Here is a 14,808-nt window from a genome sequence, read left to right as displayed (position 1 = left end):
CCCACGAGCCGGACTTCTGGCACGCTTGAGCATGTGTTGCGGCTTGCTGGAGCGCGGCTACTCGACGAGCGGGATCGGCTGGGCGTGCGCTCGATGCTCACGGCGGATCCGGTCTCGTCCTGCATGGTCGCCTCGCGCATCGAGACCCTCGGCATGGATCCATGGCGGCTGGGCGGTGAGTTGTGGGGTTGTGAGCCCCGCGGGTTCCGCGGTGGCCGCCTGGACGCCCTGTGCTTCGCCGGCTCGAACCTGATTCCCTTGCAGGGCAACCGGGCGGCGCTGCGCGCGTTCGCCGACCGGGCGCTGCGCAGGCGGCGGATGTGCTCGTCGGTGGTCGGCCCGGCCGAGCAGGTGCTCGGCCTGTGGGAGGAGCTCGAGCTGGACTGGGGCCCCGCCAGGGAGGTACGGGCCGAGCAGCCGCTGATGTCGATGGACCGCGAGTCGCTGATCCCGGCCGACCCGCTGGTCCGCGCGGTGCGCCCGGCCGAGCTCGACCGCTACCTGCCGGCGGCCATCGCGATGTTCATCGAGGAGGTCGGCGTCGACCCCCGCACCGGCGACGGCGGCGCCAGCTACCGGGCGCGGGTCGCCGAGCTGATCGCCGCCGGCCGGGCGTTCGCCAGGTTCGACGGCGGCGATGTGGTGTTCAAGGCCGAGATCGGCGCGCTGTCCAACGCGGTCGGCCAGATCCAGGGCGTCTGGGTGCACCCGGACCGGCGGGGCAAGGGCCTCGGCTCGGCCGGCACGGCCGCGGTGGTCAACCGGCTGGTGTGTGGGCTCGGGCGGACCGCGAGCCTCTACGTCAACGGCTACAACGTGGTCGCCCAGGCCGCCTACAAGCGGATCGGCTTCGCCACGGTGGGTCAGTACGCCACGGTGCTGTTCTGAGTGTCGGTGCGCTGAGCCATACTCGCCGAGTGCGTGCCTTCCACCGTCGTCGCCGGCTCATCGGCCTGGTCTTCGCCCTGCTGCTCACCCTGCCGCTGGCCGGCTGCGGCCTGTTCGGCGACTCCGGCCCTGGCCCTGGCGACGCCGCCGGCGACTACCTCGGCGCGTTCACCGCTGGCGACAACGCCAAGGCCGCGGCACTGACCGACTCACCGGACTCGGCGCGGAAGCTGCTGGACGAGGTCCGCGAGAAGCTCGGCCCGGAGAAGGTGTCGGCCAAGCTGGGCAGCGTGGCGGCCAACGACGACGAGACCTCGGCCTGGGCCAACTTCGACGTCACCTGGGACTTCGGCCACGGCCGGGAGTGGCAGTACGGCGGCCGGATGGAGCTGCGCGCCAAGGACGACGCGTGGCGGGTCCACTGGACCACCACGGTCGTGCACCCCGAGCTGGGCGAGCAGCAGTCGGTGGCGATCGAGAACGAGCAGCCAGACCTCGCGCCGATGCTCGACCGCGACGGCGCGCTGCTGATGTCGCCCGACCACGTGGTGTCGGTGCTGTTGGAGCCGGCGAAGGCGGGCGACGTGCGTGCCGTGGCCGGCGCGCTCGCCACCTCGCTGGCCAGGTTCGATCCGGCCATCACCCAGAAGTCCATCCTCGACGGCGCGGCCAAGGCGAAGCCCGACCAGCCCTACCAGGTGGTCACGCTGCGCTCAGCCGACTACGAACGGGTGAAGCCCCGGATCTACGAGCTGCCCGGGGTGCGGTTCACCTCGGCGCCCCGATTACTCGCGGCGGACAAGACGCTCGCGCCGACGCTGCTGCCCGGCATCCGCAAGCTGGTCGAGGACGAGCTGATCGGCAAGGCGGGCTGGCGGATCTACACCACCGACGTGTCCGGCGCCGAGGTGACCGAGCTGCACGCGCAGGCGCCGCAGCCGGCGGAGGCCGCGCGGGTGACGCTGAGCCGGGACGTGCAGGGCGCGGCGCAGGCGGCGATCGCGGGGGAGCGGAGCGCGGCGATGGTCGTGGCCGTGCAGGCGTCGACCGGTGAGCTGCTCGCCGTCGCCCAGAACCCGGTGGCCGACAAGCAGGGCCCGGTCGCGCTGACCGGGCGCTACCCGCCCGGCTCGACGTTCAAGATCGTGACCACGATCGCGGCGATCGAGGCCGGCAAGGTGAAGGCCGACCAGCCCGTCGCCTGCCCGCCGACGGTGGTGATCGACGGCCGGGAGATCCCGAACAACGACCGGTTCGACAAGGGCACGGTGCCGCTGCACAGCGCGTTCGCCTTCTCCTGCAACACGACGTTCGCCCAATTGGCCACCACGCTTGGCCCGTCGGCGATGACCGACGTGGCGCGCCGGCTCGGGATCGGCGCCGACTTCGTACTGCAGGGCGCGACGACGGTCACCGGGTCGGTACCGCCGGCCACGAACGTGGTGGAGCGGGCCGAGGACGCGATCGGTCAGGGCAAGGTGGTGACCAGCCCCTTCGGCATGGCGCTGGCCGCGGCGACGGTCGCGTCCGGCACGATGCCGACGCCGTCGCTGCTGGCCGGGACCAGCACGAAGAGCGACACCGAGAACCCGAAGCCGGTCGACCCCGCGCTGCTGACCTCGGTACGGCAGATGATGAAGGAGGTCACGCAGCGGACACCGGCGATGGCCGGGTTCCCTGACGTGCACGGGAAGACGGGCACCGCGCAGTTCGGGGACGGGAAGCGGTCACACGGGTGGTTCGTCGGGTTCCGTGGGGACGTGGCGTTCGCCGTGTTGATCACCGACGCGGGCACCTCGGCCAAGGCGGTCGCCGCGACCACCAGATTCCTCAGCGGACTGAAGTAACCAGAGCAACGAACGCCGTCGACGCAACGGTCAGCTGACCGCCTGCACGGTTCTTCGAGTCCCGCAGCCTGGTCGCCAGTGCGGTGAGGCGCACCTCGACGCAGTTGTCGCTTCCGGAGGAGCTGCGGCTGCTCTTGAACCATCCGCTGTCACGCATGGCTGACCTCGCGCAGTAAGGCGGCAAACGCAGACGGGGTGACTGTCAGGTGACCAGCATCAGGCTTCTTGGAGTCCCGCAGCTTGGTGATGTCCTCGGTGAGGCGCACCTCGACGCAGTTGTCGCTCGCGGCGGAGCTGCGGCTGCTCTTGAACCATCCGGTGTCGCGCACGGTCAATTCTCCTTGTCGATCCGGCGGATCAGCTGCGCTGAGGCCTTCTGATCCAACGCTAGCTCCATGAGCCGCTGGAACCCTCGGAGCAATGCCGTCGTGTCCGACTCCTGGTGGAGATAGGTAGACGGACCGAAGAGCACTGAGCAGAAGCCGACCGGCGGGCCTTTGTCTCCGAATCCGAAGACGGTGAACCCATTGCCCCGCGCGGGGTTGCCGTAGACCCTGCTCGGCAACACGCGCACGGCCAGGTTCGGGTTGCTCTCCAGCATCTCCAGGATATGCCGCCGCTGCTCCCGCATGACGTCCGGACTGCCGACACCACCACGCAAGGCGTCCTCAGTGAGTACGAAACGGATGCGCTTGGTGTCGCTCCCGAGCACCGAAGCCTGCCTGTCAAACCGGAACCTGATGCGTTCCTCCCGCTCGTGATGGGAGGCCGTCCACCAGACGCCGTCCCCGGAGTCGATCGTTGCGCGGACGTAGCCCAGTGATTGCAACAGACCGGGCACGAGGCCCACTTCGTAAGCGTTGATCTCGGTTGCGCTTGACTCCAGATCGGCGAACCGCTGGAAGGAGCCCGGCAGCAGGTCGGTGTAGGCCCGGCGCTTCTTCTGTCTGGTCCTGGCCAGGGTGCCCAGGTCCAGGGCTATCTGGCGCTCCTTGCCGGAGACGCCATAGAGATCGAGCAGGTCGGCCAGCTCGTCGGCGGTGACCGTGAACCGGCCGTCCTCCAGCTCGCCGATCCTGGTGCGGGCCTTGCCAAGCGTTTCCGCCGCCTGCTGCTGCGACTTTCCCGCCTCATCGCGGAGTCGCCGGAGCGTGAGCCCCAACTGGCGCCGCTCGAACGTCTGGCGGGCCTGGCCCATCTCAGCTCACTTTCACTCGAATGAACATGGCGATCTGTCGTGTCACACGACTAGATTAGCCGTGCTGCACGACGAATATTTCGTGCTTATAGAAACCCTAAACTGTGGAGGTTGTGACCGTGAGTATGGGGCTGTACACGATACCCAGCGTCTACCAGGCGACTTGGATCGAGATGAAGGCTGCCGTCACCATGAGCTACGAGGTCGACCGGCTGAACGAGAACGCCACCCTCAAGTTCGGCACCAGCGACGAGTACATGCTCACCATCGGCATCCAGAACCTGAACCAGCTGATCGAACTGGCCTCCGCCGCCCAGCTCGACCTCACCAGGTGCCAGGCCCGCGAAGGGTAACTCCGGTGCGGCGGACCGGAATATGCGTCGTAGGCTGGAACACATGCCAGTTCGTGCCCCACTACAGCCCGGCGTCCAGACCCCACGCCGGCCGGTGCCGTCGCCCATCGCGCGCCCCGAGTACGTCGACAAGCCCGCGCCCAAGCGCAACACCGAGCCCTGGGTGCAGACCGACGAGACCATCGAGGCCATGCGGGTCGCCGGGCGGATCGCGGCGCAGGCGTTGCAGGAGGGAGGCAAAGCCGTCAAGCCGGGCGCGTTGACCGACGACATCGACGCCGTGGTGCACGAGTTCATCCTCGATCACGGCGCCTACCCGTCCACCCTGGGCTACCGAGGGTTCCCCAAGTCGTGTTGCACCTCACTCAATGAGGTGATCTGTCACGGCATTCCGGACTCGACGCTCATCGAGGACGGCGACATCGTCAACATCGACGTGACCGCCTTCATCGGCGGCGTCCACGGCGACACCAACGCCACCTTCCTGGCCGGCGATGTCGCCGAGGACGTCCGGCTGCTGGTCGAGCGCACGCACGAGGCGACCATGCGCGCGATCAAGGCCGTGCGCCCCGGCCGGGCACTGAACGTGATCGGCCGGGTGATCGAGTCCTACGCCAAACGGTTCGGCTACGGCGTCGTCCGCGACTTCACCGGTCACGGCATCGCCCGCGCGTTCCACAGTGGACTCGTGATCCTGCACTACGAGGAGCCGTCGGTGGACACGGTGATCGAGAAGGGCATGACGTTCACCATCGAGCCGATGATCACCCTTGGCGGCATCGACTACGACATGTGGTCCGACGGCTGGACGGTCACCACCAAGGACAAGAGCTGGACCGCCCAGTTCGAGCACACCATGGTCGTCAACGACGACGGCGCCGAGATCCTCACCCTGCCCTGATTAACTCGGCGAGCACCTCCAGCACGGCCGTGGCGACCGGCTCCGGGTCGGCGGCCGGCGCCAGGTGCGACGAGGTCAGGCGGCGTACCGGCCAGCCGAGTGCCTCGGCCTCGGCGGCGTCCGGCGCGTACGGCTCGGACAGCGCGACATAGCCCGCCGGTCCGGTCCACGTCACCTCCGGCCGGGGCTCCTTGAGGAACGCCACCGGCACCTCGGGAGCCTCGTCCGCGATCTCCGAACGCAGGTCGGCGTCGGCGATCAGCTCCACCAGCGGGTCGGGAGTGAACCAGCGCTGCCAGCGCGGCAGCTGACCGTCCCGCGCGGCGCTCTTGAGCTGGTTGTACAGCTCGGCCGGCACGGTGTCCCGCCAGCTGCGGCCCGGCGTCGGCAGCCCGGCGTCGACGAACACCAGCCCGGTCACCGTGTCCTCCAGCACGTCGGCGAACGCCGGCAGCAGCGGGCCTGCGCCGCTGTGCCCGACGAGCACCACGTCGCCGGTGAGCTCCTCCTCGCTCATGGCGTCGGCGAACGAGCCGAGCAAGACCTGGTGCACCGGCGGGGCGACCACGCTCGGCCGTAGGTCCAGCAGCAGCGCCGGATGGCCGAACGCGGCGAGCGCGTCGGCCAGCGGGCGCAGGCTCGCCGGTCCGAGGAACGGGCTGTGCACCAGGACGGCGGTGATCGGGGACATGTTCGTCGGGGCCGGCATGTCCGCGATGATGGCAGACGTGCGTGGCGGGTTGTTGGTCGCTGGTACGTCCTCGGACGCCGGCAAGAGTGTGCTTGTCGCCGGCCTGTGCCGGTGGCTGGCCAGACAGGGCGTGCGCGTGGCGCCGTTCAAGGCGCAGAACATGTCCAACAACTCGGCGGTGACGCCCGAGGGCGGCGAGATCGGCCGCGCGCAGGCGATGCAGGCCGCCGCGTGCGGGCTGGCACCGAGCGTGCGGTTCAACCCGGTGCTGCTCAAACCGGGATCGGACCGCAGCTCGCAGGTCGTGGTCCTCGGCCGGCCGGCGGGGCAGGCCACCGCGCTGTCCTATCGGGACCGGACGGCCGGGCTGCGCGACGTCGTGCTGTCCACATTGGAGGAACTGCGGGCGGAGTTCGACGTGGTGGTCTGCGAGGGCGCCGGCTCACCGGCGGAGATCAACCTGCGGGCGGGTGACATCGCCAACCTCGGCCTGGCGCGCGCGGCGAACCTGCCGGTGCTGGTGGTCGGCGACATCGACCGTGGCGGGGTGCTCGCGCACCTGTTCGGCACGCTGGCGATCCTGGACCCGGCCGACCAGGCGCACCTCGCGGCGTTCGTGATCAACAAGTTCCGGGGTGACCCGGCGCTGCTCGCCCCCGGCCTGACCCGGCTGACCGAACTGACCGGCCGCCCGGTGCTCGGCGTGCTCCCGTGGCAGCCCGACCTGTGGCTGGAGGCGGAGGACTCGTTGTCCTACAGCGCCGACGGCGTCATCGGCCGGCCGACCGCGCCGGTGGGGGAGCAGTGGCTGCGGGTGGCCGTGGTCCGGCTACCTCGGATCTCCAACGCGACCGACGTGGAGGCGCTGGCGTGCGAGCCGGGAGTGGCGGTGCGTTTCGTGACCGACCCGTCGAGGCTGGCCGACGCCGACCTGGTGGTCCTGCCTGGCACGAAGTCCACGGTGGCGGACCTGCGCTGGCTGCGTGCGCAGGGCCTGGCGCGGGCGATCACCGCGCACGTGCGCGCCGGCCGCCCACTGCTCGCCCTGTGCGGCGGCTACCAGATGCTGGCCGACACGATCGTCGACGACGTCGAGTCGGCCGCCGGTGAGGTCGATGGCCTCGGCCTGCTCGACCTGACCGTGACGTTCGCGAAGTCCAAGACCCTGGCCCGCCCCACCGGCACCGCGATGGGCGAGCCGGTCTCCGGCTACGAGATCCACCACGGCCAGATCACCCGCCGAGGCGCCGTCCCGCCGCTGATCGAAATACTCGGCGAACCGGAAGGCGCGCTCACCGGCCCCATCGCCGCGACCCACTGGCACGGCCTACTCGACAACGACCCGTTCCGCCGCGAACTCCTCCGCTGGGCCGCAACGCACGCCGACCGCCCCCATTTCCGCCCCGCCCCCGACACCGACGTCACCGCCGCCCGCGAAGCCCAACTGGACCTCCTGGCCGACCTGGTAACCACCCACCTGGACACCCATTCCCTAACCCACCTGATAGAGCAGGGCCCACCCGCCCTGCCCCCGTTGCGGGTAACGCAGTGAAGGGTCCCTTCGCTGCACTGGCCGCAGCGAAGGGACCCTTCACTGCATTGGCCGCAATGGTGGGTCGAGGTCGGCCCGATCCTCGATACCTGGATGTACTACGTCAAGGCCGCCGAAAGGCACGTGTTCATCGTGACCTACGGATGTCATCCGATCGGGCACACTCGGCCGGTGCTTTCCCACGAGCACAGGGAAATCGGCCTGTTCGGCGAGGACGAGGTGTCATCACTGTCTATGCCGGATGGTTACCGGCGCTCGATCTCGACCTGGTACGCGCGGCTGCGCCGGTCAGTCCAGGGGGAGGGCCAGTAGGGCGTTCTCGACCAGCTCTGGCATGGCGGGGTGGATCCAGTACTGGCCGCGGGCCATGTCGCGGGCGCTCAGGCCGAAGCTCATCGCCTGGATCAGCGGCTGGATGAGGGTCGCGGCCTGTGGGCCGATGATGTGCGCGCCGAGGAGCTGGCCGGTCGCCGGGTCGGCGAGCAGCTTGGCGAAGCCGGAGGTGTCCTCCATCGCCCAGCCGTAGGCGATGCCGGCGTAGTCCTGGGTCGCGGTCACGCAGCGCACGCCCCTGGCCTTCGCCTGTGCCTCGGTCAGCCCGACCGACGCGATCTGCGGCGAGGTGAACACCGCGTGCGGCACGAACCGGTGATCGGACTCGATCGGGGCGTCCGGGTGCAGCAGGTTGTGCTGCACCACCCGGGACTCGTGGTTGGCCACGTGCTTGAGCTCGTAGGGCGAGGAGATGTCGCCCAGTGCCCACACGCCGTCGGCCGTCGTGCGTTGGGTGTCGTCCACGACCACGTGTCCGGAGGGCGCCACCTCGATCCCGGCCGCCGGCAGGTTCAGCAGGTCCGAGTTCGGGGTGCGGCCGACGGCCACCAGCACCAGGTCGGTCTCCACCGACGAGCCGTCGGTCAGGTCGATCCGGATGCCGCCGTCGACCTCGGTCGCGCCGGTCGGGGTCGCGGTCAGCCGCAGGTCCCAGCGCTGCCGGGCCAGCTCGGTGAACCGTGCGCTGATGTCGTCGTCCTCGTAGCGCAGCATCGTCCCCGACCGGCCGAGGACCGTCACGTCCACGCCGAACGAGGAGAACACGTGCGCGAACTCGGCGGCCACGAACCCGGTGCCGACGATCACCATCCGGCGCGGCAGCTCGTCGATGCGCATCACGGTGTCGCTGGTGTGGTGGGGCACGTCGGCGAGTTCGGCGGGCACCACCGGCCGGCTGCCCGAGGCCAGCACCACCCGGTCGGCGGTCAGCTCGGCGGTGCTCCCGTCCGGCAGCTCGACCAGCAGCGCGCGCGGGCCGGTGAAGTGGGCGGTGCCCTGGAACACAGTGACGTTCGCGTTGTCCGCGTGGGTGCGGCGGTAGGTCAGCCCGCCCTGGGCGATCGGGTCGATCCGGCCGAAGATCCGGTCGCGCACCTCGGGCCAGCGCACGCCCTGGAACTCCAGGTCGACGCCGAGCTTGGCGGCCGAGACCGGCGAGGCCGCCAGATCCGCGCTGTGTACGTACATCTTCGTCGGGATGCAGCCGACGTTCAGGCAGGTGCCGCCGAAGACGCCCTTCTCGACGATCGCCACCCGCCAGTCGGCGAAGCGCTTGTCGAGGATGGAGTTGCCGGAGCCGGTGCCGATGATGACCAGGTCGAAGTGCGTCACGTGTGCTTGAACCGCACCGGTACCGGCGGTCATTCCCTAGTGCTGGTAGGTCGGCGTGATGATCGCCCTGGCGAGGGTGTGGAAGGCCAGGTTGAAGCTGACCACGGCGGCCGAGGCGTCGGCGGTCACGTCCAGGGCGTCCACGTCGACCGCGTGCACCACGAAGTAGTACCGGTGCACCTGGTCGCCCTGCGGCGGCGCGGCGCCGCCGTACTCGCGGGTGGAGAAGTCGCTGCGGACGTGGAACGCCTCGCCGGGCAGGCTCGCGTCGTCGGTGCCCGCGCCCGCCGCCAGCTCGGTCGTCGAGGCCGGCAGGTTGACCGCGATCCAGTGCCAGAAGCCGCCGGGGATCGGCGCGTCCGGGTCGTAACAGGTGACCACGAAGCTCCTGGTCTCCGCCGGGAACCCGGACCAGGCCAGCTGCGGGGAGGTGTTCTGCCCGCCCGCGCTCTGGTGCACCGCGCTCGGCGGCAGCTGCTGGCCGTCCCGCACGTCGGTCGACGTCACGGTGAAGCTCGCGGCGGCGGGCAGCAACGCGTACGGGTCAGGCGAAACGGGACGTTCGAGGCTCATCGTCGTCTCCCGGGATGGTGATCTTTTACGGAGCGCGTTCACCCTAGTCTTTCCCCATCGGCCCCGCCGGGCCCGGATCGGGCATACCCTGGCCGGGACCGAGGATTGGGGTGCCACGTGAGCGAAGCAGACGGCCGAGGCGACGAGCTTGAGCCGATGACGAGGGTGCGGTTTCCGGGGATCAGCCCGAGGGCCTACGAACACCCCGCCGACCGGGGCGCGATGGCGACCCTGCGCGCGGTGCCCGGCGTGGCCTCGGTGCTCAAGGCGGTCGCCGGCATGTGGAACGAGCGCGCCGAGCGGCTGTTCGCCGTCGCGTCCTCGATCCGGGTGAGCGAGAAGCAGTACCCCCGGGTCAACCGGATGCGGGTGGACTGCGCCGAGACGCTCGACCTGGACACCGTCCCCGACCTGTTCGTGGCGCGCAGCCCGATCGCGAACGCCTACGCGATCGGCATCGACAAGCCGTTCATCGTGCTCACCACTGGTCTGGTCGAGGCGCTCGACCGGGACAGCCTGCGCGTGGTCATCGGGCACGAGACCGGCCACATCCTCTCTGGCCACAACGTGTTACGCACGCTGCTGATGCGGCTGCTTCGCTTACAGGCGACCGTGTCCTGGGTGCCGGCCGGCGCGCTCGGGCTGCGCGCGGTGATCGCGGCGCTGCTGGAGTGGTACCGCAAGGCCGAGCTCACCGCCGACCGCGCCGGGCTGCTGTGCGGGCAGGACCCGGCGGCCGCGCTGCGCCAGCACGTGTACATGGCCGGCGGCACCAGCATGGACGACATCGACATCCCCGAGTTCATGGCGCAGGCCAAGGAGTACGAGGAAGTCGACGACATCCGCGACAGCATCCTCAAGCTGATGACCGTGGAGAACATGAGCCATCCGTTCTCCGTGGTGCGCGCCGCGCAGCTGCAGAAGTGGGCGGCCTCCGAGGAGTACCGCGCGATCCTCGCCGGCGACTACCTGCGCCGCGCCGACGACGCCGAGGGCGGCTCGATGATGGACGACATCAAGTCGGCCGGCCGCTCCTACAAGGAGTCCTGGTCCAACTCGGCCGACCCGCTGGCCAAGGTGCTCGGGGACGTCGGCGAGGCGGTGTCCGGCGCCGCCGGCAAGGTCTTCAACAGGTTCGGCGGTGGCGGCTCGTCCACGGACGACACGGAGCCCAACGGCCGCAACTAGTACCCTGGGCCAACTCCGAAGGCCTGGCCTGTGCCGTTGTGGTCCGGTTGGGAACTGCCCTGAATGCCTCATTCGGGACGTTGAACGTCGCCAATGCCTCATTCAGGGCGTTGCGGCCGGTGCGGTTGTCAGCGGCGGGTTTCCTTTGGGACCAGGGTGAGTAGTTCGTCCACCGACCACTGGTCGTTGGCGTGCTCGCCGTACTTGCTGGCCACGGTCGTGCCGTCGGGCGCGATCAGGAAGTCGCCGGGCAGGCCGAGCCGGCCGCCGACCACCTTGCGCGGCGGCGGGCGGTCGCCTCGGCGCAGCGCGATGGCGATCGCGCGGACCATGCCCGGCCAGGCCCTCGGGTGCAGCAGCGAACGGGGCGTGGACTCGATGCCGAACTCGCGGTAGAGGTGCTTGTCCGGGTCGGCGATGACCGCGAACGGCAGGTCGGCCGCGTGCTCGAGCAGTTCCTCCCTCGGGGAGTGGAAGACGACCACCTCCCGTACGCCGGCGGCCTGGATCTCCGCGTGCCGGGTGACGATCGAGCGCAGGTGCAGGTTGCACAGTGGACAGCCGGCGAAGCGCCGGAACTGCAGGTGCACGAGCGTGTCCGGATCGGGTAATGCCACCTCGCTGCCGTCGATCGCGGTGAGCGTGCGCATCAGGGCCTCCCTCGTAGGCGTACAACGTACATCTACGTTGTATAGCGTATCTTGTACGCTGTCAACTCGTGCCCCGACCACGCTCACTGACCAGGCAAGGGATCGCCGCCGCCGCCCTCGCGGTGATCGACCGCGACGGCCTGGAGGCGCTCACCATGCGGTCGGCGGCCAAGGAGCTCGGCATGGCGACCATGTCGCTGTACCGCTACGTCGCCGACCGCGAGCAACTCGAGGTGCTGGTCGTCGACCACGTCCTGGGCGGCCTCGACCTCGCGCTCCCCGACGCCGACTGGCGCGGTCGGCTGACGGCGCTGCTGGACCGGCTGCGCGAGGTCTGTGGCGCGCACCGGGGGATGGTGCCGCTGCTCCTGCGCCACCGCCACGCCTCCCCGGCGTCGCTGCGCTGGATCGAGGTGATGCTCGGCGTGCTCGCCGAGGCCGGGTTCGCCGGCCGGCGGCGGGTGATCGCGCAGCGCACGCTGATCGGCTTCGTGCTCGGCGTGCTGCAGAACGACTACTACGGCCCGCTCGCCGGCGCCGGCACCGCCACCATGGCCCAACTGTCCACAGAGGACTTCCCGATGCTCGCCGAGACGGCCGCCCAGGCCCGCGAACTGTCCTCGGTCGAGGAGTTCCGTGGCGGGCTTGCGGTCGTGCTGGCCGGCCTGGCACTGACCGCCACCGGCGAGGAACCACTCTGAGTCGACCGCTTTCACCTGGTCGTGCGCCGTGTTCAACTTGCCTGCGCGGGAGCCTCGCGAAACTCTGGGTGACGCACTGTTGCTCATCGTGAGGAGAAGACATGGGGGGAACCTCCCGGGTCACGCGGCTGTTGCTCGCCGCGCTCGTGACCGCCACCGGCGCGGTCGCCGTCGGAGCCGGCCCGGCCGGCGCGGACGAGCGGATCGTCGGCGGCCACCGGGTCAGCATCGAGGACCACAGCTACACCGTCTACCTGTCCACACCGGACGGTTTCCAGTACTGCGGCGGCACCCTGGTCGCCGAGGACAAGGTGGTGACCGCGGCCCACTGCACGGCCGGCAAGCAGCCGGCCGACCTGGTGGTGGTCGCCGGCAGGGAGGACAAGGAGAGCGCCGAGGGCACCGTCTCGCCGGTGGTCTCGATCTGGATCCACCCGGAGTTCACCGACATCCGCTCCGGCGCGGACATCTCGGTACTGACCCTGGCCGACCGGCTGCCATATGCCCAGCTGCCGCTGGCCGACCTGGCCGACCAGGCGCTGTATCAGCCAGGCTTGCCCGGACTGGTCCTGGGCTGGGGCCGCACGGCCGCCGACGGCGCGCCGTCGCAGCACCTGCTCGGGGCGACCGTGCCGATCGTCGCCGACGACGACTGCCGCACGGCCTACCCGGCCTACCTGGCGGCGTCGATGGTCTGTGCCGGCCTGCCGCAGGGCGGGGTCGACTCGTGTCAGGGCGACTCCGGCGGCCCGTTGGTCGTCTTCGGCGTGCTGATCGGGATCACGTCCTGGGGTGAGGGCTGCGCCGAGCCGGGCAAACCGGGCGTCTACACCAGGATCGCGACCTACGCCGCAGACCTCGCCGGACAGATCTGATATCCAGCAGGGGTGACAGATCCACGTTTCGCCACCGGCGACGAGCTGACGGTCGCCGAGTTGTACGCCCTGCTGAAACTACGCATCTCCGTGTTCGTGGTGGAGCAGCGCGCGCCCTATCCGGAGCTGGACGGGCGTGACCTGCTGGCGGACACCGAACACCTCTGGTACCCGCCGGCCGGCGAGCCCCAGGCCTATCTGCGCCTGGTGCCCGAGCCGGCCGGCGGGTGGCGGATCGGGCGGGTGTGCACCACCCCGGCCGTGCGCGGCACCGGTCTCGGCGGCCGGCTGATGGCCGAGGCGATGACCCGGATCGGCGACGCGTCCGCGGTGCTCGACGCGCAGACCTACGCGCAGGACTTCTACGCGCGCTACGGCTTCGTCCCGGTGAGCGAGCCCTACGACGACGACGGCATCGAGCACATCACGATGCGGCGGCCGGCGGTGGAGCACAGCGGGTAACCACCTCGACCGCCCGGTCGAGCTCACCCTCGGTCAGGTCGGCGCGGGCGGTCAGCCGCAGCCGGGACACCCCGTCGGGCACCGAGGGCGGGCGGAAACAGCCGACCCAGACCCCGGCGGCCCGGCAGTCCTCCGCCCAGCGCACCGCCGACTCCGGTGACGGCGCGAGCACCGACACCACGGCCGCCGCCGGGTCGGTCACCCGCAGGCCGGCCGCGCGCAACCGCTCGGCCAGCGCCAGCGCGTTGGCGCGGACCCTGGTCGGCAGCTCGGGCTCGTCGCGCAGGATGTGCAGCGCGGTCAGCGCGGCCGCCGTGCTCGCCGGGGCCAGCCCGGTGTCGAAGATGAAGCTGCGGGCCGAGTCGACCAGGTGCTTGATCACCCGCCGGGGCCCGAGCACCGCGCCGCCCTGGGCGCCGAGGGCCTTGGACAGGGTCATCGTGGTCACCACGTCCGGCTCGCCGATCAGGCCGGCGTCGGCCACCGCGCCCCGGCCGCCGTCGCCGAGCACGCCAAGGCCGTGGGCGTCGTCCACGACCAGCGCGGCCTTCGTGGCCCGGCAGGCCTCGAACAGCGCCGGCAGCGGGGCCAGATCGCCGTCGACGGAGAACACCGAGTCGGTCACCATGAGCGCGCGTTCGGTGCGCCGGGTGCGCAGCGCGTGGGCCGCGGCGGCCGGGTCGGCGTGCGCGACCACGGCGACGTCGGCCCTGGACAGCCGGCAGCCGTCGATCAGCGACGCGTGCAGGTAGGCGTCGGTGACGATCGCGCTGCCCTTGCCCGACAGCGCGGTCACCGCGCCGAGGTTGGCGGTGAAGCCGGAGGAGAACACCAGCGCCGCCTGCGTGCCGCAGAACGCGGCCAGCTCGTGCTCCAGCTCGGTGTGCGCCTCGATCGTGCCGGTCACCAACCGGGAGCCGGTCGAACCGGCGCCCCAGCGCAGCGCCGCCGCGGCCGATGCACCGGCCACCCGCTTGTCCCTGGACAGCCCGAGGTAGTCGTTGCCGGCCAGGTCCAGCAGGTCGGAGCCGGGCCCGCGCGGGCGCAGCGTGCGCACCAGACCGGCCCGTCGCCGCTCGTCGGCACGGGTGTCCAGCCAGTCGAAAACCGAGGTCACGGGCACGAGTCTGACATCCGCCCAATCACCGGACGCTCGAGGCCATCCGGTGGGGTCAGCGATGCCGAGTACTCCCCAACCGCACCTCAGGGGAACGTGACGCGACCCAGCCACAAGTACGTACCCAACCAGCACCCTCAGTCCCCA

Annotated in this window: 18 protein-coding genes; 10 read left to right on the top strand and 8 right to left on the bottom strand. The window is 70.5% G+C overall.

Annotated elements, in window-relative coordinates; all coding sequences use genetic code 11:
* Positions 1-33: 33 nt before the first annotated feature.
* Entirely contained in the window at positions 34-888 is an 855-nt protein-coding gene (locus ACYVIP_RS29605; RefSeq protein WP_460402206.1) for a GNAT family N-acetyltransferase, read from the top strand.
* 29 nt (positions 889-917) lie between these two features.
* Positions 918-2,735: a penicillin-binding transpeptidase domain-containing protein gene (locus tag ACYVIP_RS29600; protein WP_460402204.1), complete on the top strand. Its 1,818-nt coding sequence runs from the start codon at positions 918-920 to the stop codon at positions 2,733-2,735.
* Here the strand turns inward: ACYVIP_RS29600 and ACYVIP_RS29595 are convergent.
* Genes ACYVIP_RS29595 through ACYVIP_RS29585 form a run of 3 tightly spaced genes read right to left on the bottom strand, consistent with a single transcriptional unit; the run spans position 2,719 to position 3,933 of the window.
* Positions 2,719-2,892, bottom strand: a complete 174-nt coding sequence (locus ACYVIP_RS29595) for a DUF397 domain-containing protein (protein WP_460402202.1) — start codon at positions 2,890-2,892, stop codon at positions 2,719-2,721. The genes ACYVIP_RS29600 and ACYVIP_RS29595 overlap by 17 nt on opposite strands.
* Complete coding sequence (locus tag ACYVIP_RS29590; protein WP_460402200.1) at positions 2,885-3,064, bottom strand: DUF397 domain-containing protein; 180 nt, start codon at positions 3,062-3,064, stop codon at positions 2,885-2,887. Before ACYVIP_RS29590 ends, ACYVIP_RS29595 begins: the two co-directional genes overlap by 8 nt.
* A 2-nt stretch (positions 3,065-3,066) precedes the next feature.
* Positions 3,067-3,933 (bottom strand): helix-turn-helix domain-containing protein, encoded by an 867-nt coding sequence (locus ACYVIP_RS29585; RefSeq protein WP_460402199.1) that lies wholly within the window; start codon positions 3,931-3,933, stop codon positions 3,067-3,069.
* A 119-nt stretch (positions 3,934-4,052) separates the two neighbouring features.
* Here ACYVIP_RS29585 and ACYVIP_RS29580 point away from each other — a divergent pair, with 119 nt between their 5' ends.
* Positions 4,053-4,286, top strand: a complete 234-nt coding sequence (locus tag ACYVIP_RS29580) for a hypothetical protein (protein ID WP_460402197.1) — start codon at positions 4,053-4,055, stop codon at positions 4,284-4,286.
* A gap of 43 nt (positions 4,287-4,329) precedes the next feature.
* Positions 4,330-5,187 (top strand): type I methionyl aminopeptidase, encoded by an 858-nt coding sequence (gene map, locus ACYVIP_RS29575; RefSeq protein WP_460402195.1) that lies wholly within the window; start codon positions 4,330-4,332, stop codon positions 5,185-5,187.
* Here the strand turns inward: map and ACYVIP_RS29570 are convergent.
* On the bottom strand, positions 5,174-5,896 hold the full coding sequence (locus ACYVIP_RS29570) for a hypothetical protein (RefSeq protein ID WP_460402193.1): 723 nt from the start codon (positions 5,894-5,896) through the stop codon (positions 5,174-5,176). The genes map and ACYVIP_RS29570 overlap by 14 nt on opposite strands.
* Positions 5,897-5,906: 10 nt before the next feature.
* On the opposite strand from ACYVIP_RS29570, the gene ACYVIP_RS29565 reads away from it, so the two are divergent.
* Both ACYVIP_RS29565 and ACYVIP_RS29560 read left to right on the top strand, forming a co-directional pair.
* Positions 5,907-7,430, top strand: a complete 1,524-nt coding sequence (locus ACYVIP_RS29565) for a cobyric acid synthase (RefSeq protein WP_460402306.1) — start codon at positions 5,907-5,909, stop codon at positions 7,428-7,430.
* 93 nt (positions 7,431-7,523) lie between these two features.
* Positions 7,524-7,742, top strand: coding sequence for an NUDIX hydrolase (locus ACYVIP_RS29560; protein WP_460402191.1), 219 nt, complete (start codon positions 7,524-7,526; stop codon positions 7,740-7,742).
* Here the strand turns inward: ACYVIP_RS29560 and ACYVIP_RS29555 are convergent.
* Entirely contained in the window at positions 7,719-9,095 is a 1,377-nt protein-coding gene (locus ACYVIP_RS29555; RefSeq protein WP_460402189.1) for a mycothione reductase, read from the bottom strand. The two genes, ACYVIP_RS29560 and ACYVIP_RS29555, sit on opposite strands and share 24 nt — an antisense overlap.
* 36 nt (positions 9,096-9,131) lie before the next feature.
* Positions 9,132-9,668 (bottom strand): YbhB/YbcL family Raf kinase inhibitor-like protein, encoded by a 537-nt coding sequence (locus tag ACYVIP_RS29550; protein WP_460402187.1) that lies wholly within the window; start codon positions 9,666-9,668, stop codon positions 9,132-9,134.
* 156 nt (positions 9,669-9,824) lie between these two features.
* Between ACYVIP_RS29550 and ACYVIP_RS29545 the strand changes: the two genes are divergently transcribed.
* On the top strand, positions 9,825-10,856 hold the full coding sequence (locus tag ACYVIP_RS29545) for a M48 family metallopeptidase (protein ID WP_460402304.1): 1,032 nt from the start codon (positions 9,825-9,827) through the stop codon (positions 10,854-10,856).
* A 128-nt stretch (positions 10,857-10,984) separates the two neighbouring features.
* On the opposite strand, the gene ACYVIP_RS29540 is transcribed toward ACYVIP_RS29545, so the two are convergent.
* Entirely contained in the window at positions 10,985-11,506 is a 522-nt protein-coding gene (locus ACYVIP_RS29540) for a peroxiredoxin-like family protein (protein ID WP_460402185.1), read from the bottom strand.
* 68 nt (positions 11,507-11,574) lie between these two features.
* Here ACYVIP_RS29540 and ACYVIP_RS29535 point away from each other — a divergent pair, with 68 nt between their 5' ends.
* The 3 genes from ACYVIP_RS29535 to ACYVIP_RS29525 all read left to right on the top strand — a co-directional run bounded on the left by ACYVIP_RS29535 (position 11,575) and on the right by ACYVIP_RS29525 (position 13,544).
* Positions 11,575-12,207: a TetR/AcrR family transcriptional regulator gene (locus ACYVIP_RS29535; protein WP_460402183.1), complete on the top strand. Its 633-nt coding sequence runs from the start codon at positions 11,575-11,577 to the stop codon at positions 12,205-12,207.
* A gap of 101 nt (positions 12,208-12,308) precedes the next feature.
* A complete protein-coding gene (locus ACYVIP_RS29530; protein WP_460402181.1) occupies positions 12,309-13,082 on the top strand; it encodes a S1 family peptidase in 774 nt (257 codons plus the stop codon).
* 12 nt (positions 13,083-13,094) lie between these two features.
* Positions 13,095-13,544, top strand: coding sequence for a GNAT family N-acetyltransferase (locus ACYVIP_RS29525; RefSeq protein ID WP_460402179.1), 450 nt, complete (start codon positions 13,095-13,097; stop codon positions 13,542-13,544).
* Here ACYVIP_RS29525 and ACYVIP_RS29520 read toward each other — a convergent pair.
* A complete protein-coding gene (locus ACYVIP_RS29520; RefSeq protein ID WP_460402177.1) occupies positions 13,507-14,667 on the bottom strand; it encodes an 8-amino-7-oxononanoate synthase in 1,161 nt (386 codons plus the stop codon). The genes ACYVIP_RS29525 and ACYVIP_RS29520 overlap by 38 nt on opposite strands.
* Positions 14,668-14,808 lie beyond the last annotated feature (141 nt).

The organism is Actinophytocola sediminis (assembly GCF_054779715.1).
The sequence above is the reverse complement of the archived record's forward strand: the minus strand, read 5'-3'. Positions and strand labels throughout refer to the sequence as shown.

What these genes read in the sequence shown, in the direction of transcription:
- ACYVIP_RS29560 (WP_460402191.1), top strand. Translation starts at nt 7,524, where the DNA reads ATGTACTACGTCAAGGCCGCCGAAAGGCACGTGTTCATCGTGACCTAC.
- ACYVIP_RS29530 (WP_460402181.1), top strand. Translation starts at nt 12,309, where the DNA reads ATGGGGGGAACCTCCCGGGTCACGCGGCTGTTGCTCGCCGCGCTCGTG.
- map (WP_460402195.1), top strand. Translation starts at nt 4,330, where the DNA reads ATGCCAGTTCGTGCCCCACTACAGCCCGGCGTCCAGACCCCACGCCGG.
- ACYVIP_RS29570 (WP_460402193.1), bottom strand. Translation starts at nt 5,896, where the DNA reads ATGCCGGCCCCGACGAACATGTCCCCGATCACCGCCGTCCTGGTGCAC.
- ACYVIP_RS29550 (WP_460402187.1), bottom strand. Translation starts at nt 9,668, where the DNA reads ATGAGCCTCGAACGTCCCGTTTCGCCTGACCCGTACGCGTTGCTGCCC.
- ACYVIP_RS29565 (WP_460402306.1), top strand. Translation starts at nt 5,907, where the DNA reads ATGGCAGACGTGCGTGGCGGGTTGTTGGTCGCTGGTACGTCCTCGGAC.
- ACYVIP_RS29540 (WP_460402185.1), bottom strand. Translation starts at nt 11,506, where the DNA reads ATGCGCACGCTCACCGCGATCGACGGCAGCGAGGTGGCATTACCCGAT.
- ACYVIP_RS29595 (WP_460402202.1), bottom strand. Translation starts at nt 2,892, where the DNA reads ATGCGTGACAGCGGATGGTTCAAGAGCAGCCGCAGCTCCTCCGGAAGC.
- ACYVIP_RS29585 (WP_460402199.1), bottom strand. Translation starts at nt 3,933, where the DNA reads ATGGGCCAGGCCCGCCAGACGTTCGAGCGGCGCCAGTTGGGGCTCACG.
- ACYVIP_RS29545 (WP_460402304.1), top strand. Translation starts at nt 9,825, where the DNA reads ATGACGAGGGTGCGGTTTCCGGGGATCAGCCCGAGGGCCTACGAACAC.